Raw genomic sequence first — 13,580 nt, 5'->3', positions numbered from 1 at the left:
TGATAAAATATCCGCCTTCTGGTGTAATCCAACAGGAATGATCATGATGAGCCTGGCCGGTAAAAAAATCGTTCTCGGCGTCAGCGGCGGCATTGCAGCCTACAAAGCCCCTGAACTGGTGCGTCGTCTGCGCGAACGCGGCGCTGATGTCCGTGTGGCAATGACCGAGGCGGCTAAAGCCTTTATTACCCCACTCAGCTTACAGGCAGTCTCCGGGTATCCCGTTTCCGACAGTCTGCTGGATCCCGCAGCAGAAGCCGCGATGGGCCACATTGAGTTGGGGAAATGGGCCGACCTGGTGATGCTCGCCCCGGCCACCGCAGACCTTATCGCGCGGGTTGCAGCCGGCATGGCAAACGATCTGGTGTCCACGATTTGTCTGGCTACCCCTGCGCCCGTTGCCGTTTTACCAGCAATGAACCAGCAGATGTACCGGACTGCGGCAACTCAGCATAATCTGGACGTTCTGACTTCCCGCGGGCTGCTCATCTGGGGACCGGACAGCGGCAGCCAGGCATGCGGCGATGTAGGGCCGGGCCGTATGCTGGATCCCTTAACGATTGTCGATATGGCCGCGGCACATTTCGCCCCTGTCAACGATCTGCAACATCTCAACATCATGATTACCGCGGGCCCGACGCGTGAACCGCTCGATCCGGTACGCTACATTTCCAACCACAGCTCCGGCAAAATGGGGTTTGCCATCGCCGCCGCCGCCGCCCGCCGTGGGGCGAACGTTACGCTGGTCACCGGCCCCGTATCATTACCCACGCCGCCCTTTGTGCAGCGTGTTGATGTAATGACCGCTCTGGAGATGGAAGCGGCGGTGCAATCCGCCGTCCAACAGCAACATATTTTTATTGGCTGCGCGGCCGTAGCAGACTATCGCGCCGCAATTGTCGCCCCGGAAAAAATTAAGAAACAGGCGACACAAGGTGATGAATTAACAATAAAAATGGTCAAAAACCCAGATATCATCGCCGGGGTTGCCGCACGTAAAGACCATCGCCCCTATGTCGTTGGGTTTGCCGCGGAAACGAATAATGTGGAAGAATATGCCCGGCAAAAACGTATCCGTAAAAACCTTGATTTGATCTGTGCAAACGATGTTTCGCTTTCAACTCAAGGGTTTAATAGCGACAGCAACGCTTTACACCTTTTCTGGCAGGATGGAGATAAAGTCTTACCGCTTGAGCGCAAAGCACTCCTGGGCCAATTATTACTCGACGAGATCGTGACCCGTTATGATGAAAAAAATCGACGTTAAGATTCTGGACCCGCGTGTCGGCAAGCAATTCCCGCTGCCGACGTATGCCACCTCCGGCTCCGCCGGACTTGACCTGCGGGCTTGTCTCGATGACGCCGTAGAACTGGCGCCGGGCGCAACCACACTGCTGCCAACCGGGCTGGCTATTCACATCGCCGATCCGTCTCTGGCTGCCGTCATCCTGCCGCGTTCGGGCCTGGGCCATAAGCATGGTATCGTGCTGGGCAACCTGGTGGGGTTGATTGATTCTGACTATCAGGGGCAGCTAATGGTGTCCGTCTGGAACCGTGGTCAGGACAGTTTTACCATTGAGCCGGGCGAACGTATCGCGCAGATGGTCTTTGTGCCAGTCGTGCAGGCCGAATTTAATCTGGTGGAAGAGTTTGATGCCACCCACCGTGGTGAAGGCGGTTTCGGCCATTCCGGTCGTAAGTAAGAAAGTTACGCATCCCGATAACGTCATAACATCACCGCAAGCCTTGGGTTTGCGGTCATAGTGTGGATGCTCGCCTGCAAGTGCTTATTTTCAGGGGTATTTTGTAACATGGCAGAAAAACAAACTGCGAAAAGGAATCGTCGCGAAGAAATACTTCAGTCTCTGGCGCTGATGCTGGAATCCAGCGATGGAAGCCAGCGCATCACAACGGCAAAACTGGCGGCTTCTGTCGGCGTTTCCGAAGCGGCATTATATCGCCACTTTCCCAGCAAGACCCGCATGTTCGATAGCCTGATTGAGTTTATCGAAGACAGCCTGATCACCCGTATCAATTTGATTCTGAAAGATGAAAAAGATACCCACGCGCGTGTGCGCCTGATTGTGTTATTGATTCTGGGTTTCGGTGAACGTAATCCAGGCCTGACGCGCATCCTGACCGGACATGCGTTGATGTTTGAACAGGATCGTCTGCAAGGACGTATCAACCAGCTGTTCGAACGCATTGAAGCACAACTGCGCCAGGTATTGCGGGAAAAGCGGATGCGCGAAGGTGAAGGGTACGTGACGGATGAAACGTTACTGGCAAGCCAGCTGCTCGCCTTCTGCGAAGGTATGCTGTCGCGCTTTGTGCGTAGCGAATTCAAATACCGTCCTACGGATGATTTTGACGCCCGCTGGCCACTGCTCGCTGCGCAACTGCAGTAATGTTTGCCGGATAGCGCGCGCGTTATCCGGCCACTCACGTTAAACGCCGAACGCTTCCCGATACGCCCGCACTGCTGCCAGATGCTCTGCCATTTCCGGCTTCTCTTCCAGATAGGCAATCAGGTCTTTCAGGGTGATGATGGAAATCACCTTACAGCCATAATCGCGCTCAACTTCCTGAATGGCGGAAATCTCGCCACGTCCGCGTTCCTGACGATCCAAAGAGATCAGCACGCCAGCCAGCGTTGCACCGTTGGCCTGGATGATTTCCATCGATTCCCGGATTGCCGTACCCGCGGTGATCACATCATCTACCAGCATCACGCGGCCTTGTAATGCGCTGCCAACCAGATTGCCACCTTCTCCGTGATCTTTAGCTTCTTTGCGGTTAAAGCAGTACGGCAGATCTTTGTCATGATGCTCCGCCAGCGCAACCGCCGTGGTCGTCGCAATGGGAATACCTTTGTAAGCCGGGCCAAAAAGCAGATCAAATTCAATGCCAGAATCCACTAATGCTTCAGCGTAAAAACGGCCTAACAGTGCCAGATCGCGCCCGGTATTAAACAGCCCGGCGTTGAAGAAATAGGGGCTCTTGCGCCCGGATTTCAGCGTGAACTCGCCAAACTTGAGTACCTGTTTGTTAAGCGCAAACTCAATAAACTGGCGTTGATAGGGTTTCATGGATTCGCTCCTCATTTCACTTTCATCATTGACAAAATCTACGGACAAAAAAAAGGCGACTCATTGGTCGCCTTAAAATCAATTCTCTAGCGCCGCCTTCTGCGTCGCGACAATGGATTCGATTCCCCCTCGGGCCAGTGCCAGCAAGGTGAGAAGTTCTTCATGGCTGAACGGCTCGCCTTCTGCCGTCCCCTGTACCTCAATGATTCGCCCGTCTTCGGTCATCACCACGTTCATGTCGGTTTCCGCCGCCGAGTCTTCAACGTACTCCAGATCGCAGAGCGCTTCGCCGTTAACGATCCCCACGGATACCGCGGCAACCATCCCTTTCATCGGATTGGTTTTCAGCTTACCGCTGGCCACCAGTTTGTTCAGCGCATCCGCCAGCGCCACACAGGCGCCGGTAATGGAAGCGGTACGCGTGCCGCCATCGGCCTGGATCACATCGCAGTCCAGGGTGATAGTAAATTCACCCAACGTTTTGAGATCGACTGCAGCGCGCAGCGCACGGGCGATCAGACGCTGAATTTCCATTGTACGACCGCCCTGCTTGCCTTTTGCGGCTTCGCGCGCGTTACGGGTATGTGTTGCACGCGGCAGCATGCCATATTCAGCGGTGATCCAGCCTTGGCCCTGACCTTTCAGAAAACGCGGTACGCCTTCTTCAATCGAGGCCGTGCACAGTACTTTGGTATCTCCAAATTCGACCAGCACCGAGCCTTCAGCATGTTTTGTATAGTTACGGGTCAGGGTTACGGGACGCACCTGATTAGCGCTACGGCCTGCTGGACGCATATTGAGATCTCCGGCTTGAAACGAATGTGGCTGCGCATTATACGGACTTCCGGCGGTTATTCCTATCCTGACAAGGCCGGGATGGCTATAATCCTCCCATCTCTCCTTTAAAAACAGGAACGTCTATGATCCGCAGTATGACCGCCTACGCCCGGCGTGAAATCAAGGGTGAATGGGGTAGCGCCACCTGGGAAATGCGCTCGGTAAACCAGCGTTATCTGGAAACTTACTTTCGTCTGCCGGAACAGTTCCGTAGCCTTGAACCTGTTGTTCGTGAACGCATTCGTACGCGCCTGACGCGCGGTAAAGTTGAATGCATGCTGCGCTTTGAACCCGATGCCAGCGCGCAGGGCGAACTCATCCTGAATGAAAAGCTCGCAAAACAACTCGTGAATGCGGCCAACTGGGTCAAAATGCAGAGCGATGAAGGGGAAATCAATCCGGTCGATATCCTGCGCTGGCCCGGTGTAATGGCAGCACAGGAACAGGATCTGGATGCCATTGCGGCTGAAATCCTGACCGCACTCGACGGCACGCTCGACGATTTCATCGTCGCCCGCGAAACGGAAGGTCAGGCACTGAAAGTCCTGATCGAACAACGTCTGGAAGGCGTCAGCGCTGAGGTTGTTAAGGTCCGCGCCCATATGCCAGAAATTCTGCAATGGCAGCGCGAGCGTCTGGTCGCTAAGCTGGAAGACGCTCAGGTCCAACTGGAAAATAACCGTCTGGAACAAGAACTGGTCCTGATGGCACAGCGCATTGATGTGGCGGAAGAGCTGGATCGTCTGGACGCCCACGTCAAAGAAACCTACAACATCCTGAAGAAAAAAGAGGCAGTAGGCCGCCGTCTGGACTTCATGATGCAGGAATTTAATCGCGAGTCGAATACGCTGGCGTCAAAATCCATTAATGCGGAAGTGACCAATTCCGCCATCGAACTGAAGGTCTTAATCGAGCAAATGCGCGAGCAGATCCAGAACATCGAGTAAAGCGTCTTTCCGCGTAGCCCGTCAGTCAATGGCGGTGCTACGTTTTTCACGAACCACGCTAAATTGTGGATATCTTCAGTTTAGTTTTTCTCATTCATTTTGTTGATAAAAAAAACCTCATACTACGCACCACCTCAGAATAATAACGATTTCACATTACCTGAAGTTATTAAAAATCACTCGCCTTAGAAAATCTCAATCGTGACGACGAGCACAAATCGTTACTCTTTGTCCCCAAAATACTGGGGGGAGTCATGCTGTTACACGTTTTGTACCTGATAGGAATCACTGCCGAAGCCATGACCGGCGCGCTGGCGGCGGGTCGTCGTCGGATGGATACATTCGGCGTCATCATTATTGCCACCGCAACAGCCATCGGCGGTGGCTCTGTCCGCGATATTCTGCTCGGCCACTATCCTCTGGGTTGGGTTAAACATCCCGAATACGTGATTATTGTCGCCACAGCGGCAGTCCTGACGACTATTGTGGCTCCCGTCATGCCCTACCTGCGCAAGGTGTTCCTGGTGCTGGATGCCTTAGGCCTGGTGGTTTTTTCCATTATTGGCGCCCAGGTGGCCCTGGATATGGGGCATGGGCCGATCATTGCCGTCGTTGCAGCGGTCACCACTGGCGTCTTCGGTGGAGTGCTGCGCGATATGTTCTGTAAACGTATTCCGCTCGTTTTCCAGAAAGAGCTGTACGCCGGGGTTTCATTCGCCTCTGCCGTGCTTTATATCGTCCTGCAACACTATGTTTCCAATCAGGATATCGTGGTTATCTCAACCCTGATGTTTGGCTTTGTCGCCCGTCTCCTGGCGCTGCGCCTTAAGCTGGGTTTGCCGGTGTTTTACTACCACCACGAAAGCCACTAAGGAATAAAGCTCTCAATTTGCTGAGCCGCCAGCCAGCGGCTCAGCTGTTTGACCTCCGCGTTGTCCAGCCATGCCATCACCTGACGTGCGCGACGCGGGCCGACTGCCGGGAGTTGTTGCCAGTACAATTCCGTTCGCCCTGACAACTGCCGCCATGAACGATCGCCACTGGCATTGAGCGCCACCAGTGGTAATGGGATGCCTAACGCCTGTATCCAGCGAATAAATGGCTGTTTTCTCACCAAATTAAACTGATGCCATACCTGTTCGCCCTTTGCTTTCGCAAATCCTGGCGTGTGCTGAATCTGCTCCTGAGTTAAGGCCAGCCAGGAAAAGATATGCTCAAAGTGGTGCTGCTGATGAAGCGCTCGCCAGCCCGCCTCACCCACACCGTCTAATTTTAAAACCGTGCCAGAGCCCAACCAGACCAGGCGGGAGATAAACTGCTCCTGACACGATGCGGAAGCAAAAAAGCAGGTCAATGAATTGAAGCGATTATCAGGTGGTATTGGTTTAGTGCGGTCTGAACTCCGCCAGACGACATCGTCAATACGTGGGATCCCCTGCCCGGCAAGGCTCACCAGGATTTGATCGCCAGGGGCGATATCCCACTCTTTCCAGCGAGTTACGGAACCGATATTCACCCGTTGTACCCGTTTATCGTCCAGCATGACGGGGGCAAGCGTTGCGACAACGGCGATTTTTCCGCTTTTGCCGACCGTAAATTGAATCGCTGTGACCTCCGCCACCTGCGCAACGGGTGGGTATTTCCAGGCGGCCAGCCAATTCCCTTGTCCTGGTAACCACTGATGGGACGCAGGTTCTTTGTCCATTCGCACAACCACCCCATCGGTAACGAAGGGCAAAGCAGACGTCCACCAGTGCGTACGCGCCCGCTCCACGGCCTCAACGTTGTCAGCCGGTAGCGTGAATGTCTTCGCCAGCGTAAAACCCGCGGCACTCAACTGGTTGACTCTTTCGGACATCGTCTGCGGGCCATCAGGCCAGGCCCAGATAAAAATCCCCAGTGATGATAAGTCGCTCACGTTGGTTTTGCGCATCAGCAGCCCCGCCACCTTCGAACGGGCATTCATCCCGCCCATTTTTTGCTGGATATGCCCTTCCCGTCGCAGAAAGATCTCACCCTGTAACACGCTGTTTGTCAGCGCCCCCGCCACGGTTTGCGGCACGGCTGGCATCAGCTGTACTTTTTGCGTCCAGTCTTCGCCCTTCAGACCATCGCCACGGCTGATCGCCTGCGTCAATTTGCCATGCTGATATTTCAGCGTAACCGCCACGCCATCGACCTTCGGCTGTACCCACAAATCGTTGTGCCCGCGCATCCATTGCTGCACTGCTCGCTTGTCAGCCAGCTTTTGCACTCCGGTATGGGCGACGGGATGGGGGACAGTGCCGCCTGGAGAAGGTAACGTCAGGCTGGGCGGGGAGTTGTCAGCAAAGCAGTGCTGCCACTGAAGCAGTCGTGCATGCAGTTGATCGTAGACGCCGTCCTCGACCGCACTCACCCCCTCCTTCCAATAGGCGTCATCCCACTGCGCAATTTGCTGTTGCAAACGAGAGATCTCTTCGTGAGCCCTCGCTGACGACCATACCGGGCATACCGCCCAGGACTGCCCGTGCCATAACCACAACCCTATCAATATCGCTATCCCCGCTTTCATCGCCACCTCCGCTGTACGTTTCCAGGCAGATATAGCGCGTTGTGTGGCCAGCGCCGAGCAACAAAAGTTAAGATTGCGTTCAGGCTTCCAGTGATTCCGCTCATTTGCAGAGAATGTTGCGTAAATCAGGAAACAGGCGCGCAAAAAGCAATAATCTGGCGTAAAAAGTGTGACAAAGACTACGTCGCGTAGCGGCGACGTGTATAATAAGCCCGTATGTAGGTTCATTTTCGATAATCACATACGTAAGATACTCATGGCTCAAGGCACGCTTTATATTGTTTCTGCCCCCAGTGGCGCGGGTAAGTCCAGCCTGATTCAGGCTTTGTTAAAAACCCAACCGTTGTACGACACCCAGGTTTCTGTTTCACACACTACGCGCGCTCCGCGCCCGGGTGAGGTTCACGGCGAACATTATTTCTTTGTGGATCATGCCGAATTCAGAACCATGATTGGCAACGACGCGTTTCTGGAACACGCAGAAGTGTTTGGCAATTACTATGGCACCTCGCGTGAAGCCATTGAGCAAGTACTGGCTTCCGGGGTAGATGTCTTTCTGGATATCGACTGGCAGGGCGCGCAACAAATTCGCAAGAAGATGCCGCAAGCGCGCAGTATCTTTATTCTTCCGCCGTCTAAACTTGAACTGGACCGCCGCTTGCGGGGTCGTGGACAGGATAGCGAAGAGGTGATTGCGAAACGTATGGCGCAAGCTGTTGCAGAAATGAGCCATTACGCCGAATATGATTATCTTATTGTGAATGATGACTTCGACACCGCCCTGGGCGATCTGAAAACCATCATTCGCGCCGAACGTCTGCGCATGAGCCGCCAAAAGCAGCGTCATGACGCTTTAATCAGCAAACTGTTGGCAGACTGAACCCACATTCAGTATCATGCCCAGTCATTTCTTCACCTGTGGAGCATTTTAAGTATGGCACGCGTAACTGTTCAGGACGCTGTAGAGAAAATTGGTAACCGTTTTGACCTGGTACTGGTCGCCGCGCGTCGCGCTCGTCAGATGCAGGTAGGCGGAAAGGATCCGCTCGTACCGGAAGAAAACGATAAAACTACCGTAATCGCGCTGCGCGAAATCGAAGAAGGTCTGATCAACAACCAGATCCTCGACGTCCGTGAGCGCCAGGAACAGCAAGAGCAGGAAGCCGCTGAATTACAAGCCGTAACCGCAATTGCTGAAGGTCGTCGTTAATCACAAAGCGGGTCGCCCTTGTATCTGTTTGAAAGCCTGAATCAGCTGATTCAACACTACCTGCCGGAAGACCAGATCAAACGTCTTCGGCAGGCGTATCTCGTTGCACGTGACGCTCACGAGGGCCAGACACGTTCAAGCGGTGAACCTTATATCACGCACCCTGTTGCCGTAGCCTGCATTCTGGCCGAGATGAAACTCGACTATGAAACGCTGATGGCTGCGCTGCTACATGACGTGATCGAAGATACTCCCGCCACCTATCAGGACATGGAGCAGCTGTTTGGTAAAAGCGTTGCTGAACTGGTAGAGGGGGTGTCGAAGCTTGATAAACTCAAGTTCCGCGATAAGAAAGAGGCGCAGGCCGAAAACTTTCGCAAGATGATTATGGCGATGGTGCAGGATATCCGCGTCATTCTCATCAAACTCGCCGACCGTACCCACAACATGCGCACGCTGGGCTCATTACGCCCGGATAAACGTCGCCGCATCGCCCGTGAAACCCTCGAAATCTATAGCCCGCTGGCGCACCGTTTAGGTATTCATCACATTAAAACCGAGCTTGAAGAGCTGGGCTTTGAGGCGCTGTACCCGAACCGCTATCGCGTGATTAAAGAGGTGGTTAAAGCCGCACGTGGCAACCGTAAAGAGATGATCCAAAAAATCCTCTCTGAAATCGAAGGGCGACTGCAGGAAGCGGGAATTCCATGCCGTGTGAGTGGTCGTGAGAAGCACCTCTATTCCATCTATTGCAAGATGGTGCTTAAAGAGCAGCGTTTCCATTCGATCATGGATATCTACGCGTTCCGCGTAATCGTCCATGACGCCGACACCTGTTATCGCGTGCTCGGTCAAATGCACAGCCTCTATAAACCACGTCCTGGGCGGGTAAAAGACTACATCGCCATTCCAAAAGCGAACGGCTATCAGTCTTTGCACACGTCGATGATCGGTCCGCACGGCGTTCCGGTTGAAGTCCAGATCCGTACAGAGGATATGGACCAGATGGCGGAAATGGGGGTCGCAGCGCACTGGGCTTATAAAGAGCACGGCGAAACCAGTACTACCGCGCAGATTCGTGCCCAGCGCTGGATGCAAAGCCTGCTGGAACTGCAACAAAGCGCAGGTAGCTCGTTTGAATTTATCGAGAGCGTGAAATCCGATCTTTTCCCGGATGAGATTTACGTTTTCACACCGGAAGGGCGCATTGTCGAACTGCCTGCCGGTGCCACCCCCGTCGACTTTGCTTATGCGGTGCATACCGATATTGGCCATGCCTGCGTAGGCGCACGCGTCGACAGACAGCCTTACCCGCTATCACAACCGCTGACCAGCGGCCAGACGGTCGAAATCATTACTGCGCCGGGGGCTCGTCCGAACGCGGCGTGGCTTAACTTCGTCGTCAGTTCAAAAGCCCGCGCCAAGATCCGCCAGTTGCTGAAGAACCTCAAGCGCGATGATTCTGTCAGTCTGGGACGTCGCCTGCTCAACCATGCGTTGGGTGGCAGTCGTAAGCTGGCCGAAATCCCGCAAGAGAGTATCCAGCGTGAGCTTGAGCGGATGAAGCTTGCGACCCTTGACGACCTGCTGGCGGAAATCGGCCTTGGCAATGCCATGAGCGTGGTGGTAGCGAAAAATCTGCAGCAGGGTGATGCCTCAGCTATCCAACCTGCGGTGCCCGGCCAGGGTCATTTGCCCATCAAAGGCGCAGATGGCGTGCTGATTACCTTTGCCAAGTGCTGTCGTCCGATTCCGGGCGATCCGATCATTGCCCACGTCAGTCCGGGTAAAGGTCTGGTCATCCACCATGAATCCTGCCGTAACATCCGTGGCTACCAGAAAGAGCCAGAGAAGTTTATGGCGGTGGAATGGGACAAAGAGACAGAGCAGGAATTTATCACCGAAATCAAAGTGGATATGTTTAACCACCAGGGTGCACTGGCAAATCTGACGGCGGCGATCAACACCACCACCTCTAATATTCAGAGCCTGAATACTGAAGAGAAAGATGGTCGCGTCTACAGCGCCTTTATTCGCCTTACCGCGCGCGACCGTGTGCACCTGGCGAATATCATGCGCAAAATTCGCGTGATGCCAGACGTGATAAAAGTCACCCGTAACCGAAACTAGTTTTATGAACCTACAGCGCTATGCACGTATTTGTGAGATGCTCGCCAGGCGCCAGCCGGACCTGACCGTCTGCATGGAGCAGGTCCACAAACCTCATAACGTTTCTGCGATTATTCGTACCGCAGATGCCGTTGGCGTCCACGAAGTCCACGCCGTCTGGCCAGGCAGTCGTATGCGCACCATGGCCTCGGCAGCGGCAGGCAGCAACAGTTGGGTGCAGGTGAAAACCCACCGCACAATTGGCGATGCCGTCACCCATCTAAAAGGCCGGGGCATGCAGGTTCTGGCAACTCATCTCTCTGATAATGCCGTCGATTTCCGCGAAATCGATTACACGCGTCCGACCTGTATCCTGATGGGGCAGGAGAAAACCGGTATTACCCAGGAAGCGCTGGACCTGGCGGATCAGGATATCATCATCCCCATGATCGGCATGGTTCAATCCCTTAACGTTTCCGTTGCCTCTGCGCTGATTCTGTATGAAGCGCAGCGCCAGCGGCAGAATGCCGGGATGTATCTGCGCGAAAACAGCATGTTGCCGGAAGACGAACAGCAGCGCCTGTTGTTTGAAGGCGGCTATCCGGTACTGGCGAAAGTCGCCAAACGCAAAGGGCTACCCTATCCGCATGTCAATCAGCTGGGTGCGATTGAAGCCGATGACGCCTGGTGGTCCACCATGCAGGCGGCGAAGTAAATCATGAGTGGGCGCCTGTTAGATGCTGTCCCGCTCAGTTCACTAACGGGCGTTGGCGCAGCGCAAAGCAGCAAACTGGCGAAAATTGGTCTGCACACCGTGCAGGACCTGCTGTTACACCTTCCTCTGCGTTATGAAGACCGCACCCAACTCTATCCCATTGGCGAACTGCTGCCAGGCTTTTACGCCACTGTCGAAGGGGAAGTACTGAACTGCAACATCACCTTCGGGGGGCGTCGGATGATGACCTGTCAGATCAGCGACGGTTCCGGCATCCTGACAATGCGCTTTTTCAACTTCAGCGCGGCGATGAAAAACAGTCTCGCAACCGGACGGCGCGTACTGGCTTATGGTGAAGCGAAGCGCGGGAAGTACGGCGCAGAGATGATCCACCCGGAATACCGTGTTCAGGGCGATCTCAGTACACCAGAGTTGCAGGAAACCCTCACCCCGGTTTATCCCACTACCGAAGGCATCAAACAGGCAACACTGCGCAAGCTCACCGATCAGGCGCTGGATCTGCTGGACACCTGCGCCATTGCCGAACTCTTACCGCCGGAATTGTTGCAGGGCATGCTCAGCTTGCCTGAAGCACTCCGCACGCTGCATCGCCCACCGCCGACGCTGCAGTTAAGCGATCTCGAGACCGGCCGACACCCGGCACAGCGTCGTCTGATCCTGGAAGAGCTGCTGGCGCATAACCTGAGCATGCTGGCGCTTCGTGCGGGTGCGCAGCGCTTTCATGCCCAACCGCTGAGCGCCAATGACACGCTGAAAAATCAACTGTTAGCCTCGCTCCCCTTTAAGCCGACCGGCGCACAAGCCCGCGTGGTAGCGGAAATCGAGCACGATATGGCGCTTGATATTCCGATGATGCGTCTGGTGCAGGGTGACGTCGGCTCCGGTAAAACGCTGGTTGCCGCGCTCGCCGCCCTGCGGGCGATTGCGCATGGAAAACAGGTCGCGCTGATGGCCCCGACCGAGCTACTGGCGGAGCAGCATGCCAATAACTTCCGTAACTGGTTTGCCCCGCTGGGTGTCGAAGTCGGCTGGCTGGCGGGCAAGCAGAAAGGCAAAGCGCGTCTGGCGCAACAGGACGCGATTGCCAGCGGACAGGTACAAATGGTGGTAGGAACGCACGCGATCTTCCAGGAACAGGTGCAGTTCAATGGCCTTGCGCTGGTCATTATCGACGAGCAGCACCGTTTTGGCGTGCATCAGCGCCTCGCGCTGTGGGAAAAAGGCCAGCAGCAGGGTTTCCATCCGCATCAGTTGATCATGACCGCTACGCCTATTCCTCGGACGCTGGCGATGACCGCCTACGCAGATCTCGATACCTCCGTCATTGACGAACTGCCCCCCGGACGCACTCCCGTCACAACGGTTGCCATTCCGGATACGCGCCGCAGCGATATTATTGACCGCGTGCGCAACGCCTGTACGCAGGAAAGCCGCCAGGCCTACTGGGTCTGTACGCTGATTGAAGAATCTGACCTGTTAGAAGCGCAGGCCGCAGAAGCCACGTGGGAAGAGTTAAAACTCGCGCTACCAGAACTGAACGTCGGCCTGGTCCACGGGCGCATGAAGCCTGCCGAAAAACAGGCGGTGATGGCGGCGTTTAAACAGGGCGAACTGCACCTGCTTGTCGCCACCACGGTGATTGAAGTCGGTGTGGATGTCCTTAATGCCAGTCTGATGATCATCGAAAATCCGGAACGTCTCGGTTTAGCACAGTTACACCAGCTACGTGGACGTGTCGGGCGTGGCGCGGTGGCGTCGCACTGCGTACTGCTCTACAAGTCGCCGTTATCAAAAACGGCGCAGAAACGCCTGCAGGTGTTACGCGACAGCAGCGATGGCTTTGTGATTGCGCAAAAAGATCTCGAAATTCGCGGACCCGGTGAATTGCTGGGTACGCGGCAGACGGGGAATGCAGAGTTTAAGGTAGCGGATTTACTGCGCGATCAGGCCATTATTCCGGAAGTTCAGCGTATCGCACGTCACATTCATGAACGTTACCCCCAAGAGGCAAAAGCGTTAATCGAGCGCTGGATGCCGGAAACAGAACGCTATTCTAACGCCTGATGGCGATGCAAAAGCGCGGTGGTTCATCACCACC

At 54.9% G+C, this 13,580-nt stretch carries 13 protein-coding genes; 10 read left to right on the top strand and 3 right to left on the bottom strand.

Features of this window, described 5'->3' with window-relative positions; genetic code table 11:
* Nucleotides 1-46 precede the first annotated feature (46 nt).
* From coaBC to slmA, 3 genes are all read left to right on the top strand, one after another.
* Nucleotides 47-1,267 carry a bifunctional phosphopantothenoylcysteine decarboxylase/phosphopantothenate--cysteine ligase CoaBC gene (gene coaBC, locus WM46_RS20135; protein ID WP_102603863.1) on the top strand — a complete coding sequence of 407 codons (1,221 nt, stop codon included), beginning with the start codon at nucleotides 47-49 and terminating at the stop codon, nucleotides 1,265-1,267.
* Nucleotides 1,245-1,703: a dUTP diphosphatase gene (gene dut / locus WM46_RS20130; RefSeq protein WP_042998633.1), complete on the top strand. Its 459-nt coding sequence runs from the start codon at nucleotides 1,245-1,247 to the stop codon at nucleotides 1,701-1,703. Before coaBC ends, dut begins: the two co-directional genes overlap by 23 nt.
* 108 nt (nucleotides 1,704-1,811) lie before the next feature.
* The gene (gene slmA / locus WM46_RS20125) at nucleotides 1,812-2,408 is read left to right on the top strand and encodes a nucleoid occlusion factor SlmA (RefSeq protein ID WP_042998634.1); all 597 of its coding nucleotides are present in this window, start codon (nucleotides 1,812-1,814) and stop codon (nucleotides 2,406-2,408) included.
* Between the two features lie 39 nt (nucleotides 2,409-2,447).
* Here slmA and pyrE read toward each other — a convergent pair whose 3' ends face one another.
* Together pyrE and rph are read right to left on the bottom strand one after the other, a co-directional pair.
* Nucleotides 2,448-3,089 carry an orotate phosphoribosyltransferase gene (pyrE, locus tag WM46_RS20120; RefSeq protein WP_042998635.1) on the bottom strand — a complete coding sequence of 214 codons (642 nt, stop codon included), beginning with the start codon at nucleotides 3,087-3,089 and terminating at the stop codon, nucleotides 2,448-2,450.
* A gap of 78 nt (nucleotides 3,090-3,167) precedes the next feature.
* Nucleotides 3,168-3,884: a ribonuclease PH gene (gene rph / locus WM46_RS20115; RefSeq protein WP_042998636.1), complete on the bottom strand. Its 717-nt coding sequence runs from the start codon at nucleotides 3,882-3,884 to the stop codon at nucleotides 3,168-3,170.
* Nucleotides 3,885-4,009: 125 nt separating this feature from the next.
* Here rph and WM46_RS20105 point away from each other — a divergent pair, with 125 nt between their 5' ends.
* On the top strand, nucleotides 4,010-4,873 hold the full coding sequence (locus WM46_RS20105) for a YicC/YloC family endoribonuclease (protein WP_102603134.1): 864 nt from the start codon (nucleotides 4,010-4,012) through the stop codon (nucleotides 4,871-4,873).
* 254 nt (nucleotides 4,874-5,127) lie between these two features.
* On the top strand, nucleotides 5,128-5,745 hold the full coding sequence (locus WM46_RS20100; protein WP_061075898.1) for a trimeric intracellular cation channel family protein: 618 nt from the start codon (nucleotides 5,128-5,130) through the stop codon (nucleotides 5,743-5,745).
* On the opposite strand, the gene ligB is transcribed toward WM46_RS20100, so the two are convergent.
* Complete coding sequence (ligB, locus tag WM46_RS20095) at nucleotides 5,742-7,427, bottom strand: NAD-dependent DNA ligase LigB (protein ID WP_102603133.1); 1,686 nt, start codon at nucleotides 7,425-7,427, stop codon at nucleotides 5,742-5,744. The two genes, WM46_RS20100 and ligB, sit on opposite strands and share 4 nt — an antisense overlap.
* A gap of 256 nt (nucleotides 7,428-7,683) precedes the next feature.
* On the opposite strand from ligB, the gene gmk reads away from it, so the two are divergent.
* From gmk to recG, 5 genes are read left to right on the top strand one after another with little or no spacing between them, the layout of a single operon-like run.
* On the top strand, nucleotides 7,684-8,307 hold the full coding sequence (gene gmk, locus WM46_RS20090) for a guanylate kinase (RefSeq protein WP_061075896.1): 624 nt from the start codon (nucleotides 7,684-7,686) through the stop codon (nucleotides 8,305-8,307).
* Nucleotides 8,308-8,361: 54 nt separating this feature from the next.
* The gene (gene rpoZ / locus WM46_RS20085; RefSeq protein WP_000135058.1) at nucleotides 8,362-8,637 is read left to right on the top strand and encodes a DNA-directed RNA polymerase subunit omega; all 276 of its coding nucleotides are present in this window, start codon (nucleotides 8,362-8,364) and stop codon (nucleotides 8,635-8,637) included.
* An 18-nt stretch (nucleotides 8,638-8,655) separates the two neighbouring features.
* Nucleotides 8,656-10,767 (top strand): bifunctional GTP diphosphokinase/guanosine-3',5'-bis pyrophosphate 3'-pyrophosphohydrolase, encoded by a 2,112-nt coding sequence (gene spoT, locus WM46_RS20080; protein WP_061075895.1) that lies wholly within the window; start codon nucleotides 8,656-8,658, stop codon nucleotides 10,765-10,767.
* A gap of 4 nt (nucleotides 10,768-10,771) precedes the next feature.
* Entirely contained in the window at nucleotides 10,772-11,461 is a 690-nt protein-coding gene (trmH, locus tag WM46_RS20075; RefSeq protein WP_102603132.1) for a tRNA (guanosine(18)-2'-O)-methyltransferase TrmH, read from the top strand.
* A 3-nt stretch (nucleotides 11,462-11,464) separates the two neighbouring features.
* Nucleotides 11,465-13,546 carry an ATP-dependent DNA helicase RecG gene (recG, locus tag WM46_RS20070; protein ID WP_102603131.1) on the top strand — a complete coding sequence of 694 codons (2,082 nt, stop codon included), beginning with the start codon at nucleotides 11,465-11,467 and terminating at the stop codon, nucleotides 13,544-13,546.
* Nucleotides 13,547-13,580 lie beyond the last annotated feature (34 nt).

Origin of the sequence: Citrobacter freundii complex sp. CFNIH2, from assembly GCF_002880615.1 — a bacterium.
GTDB classification, from domain to species: Bacteria; Pseudomonadota; Gammaproteobacteria; order Enterobacterales; family Enterobacteriaceae; genus Citrobacter_A; species Citrobacter_A amalonaticus_F.
This window is presented reverse-complemented; position numbering and strand designations above follow the sequence as displayed.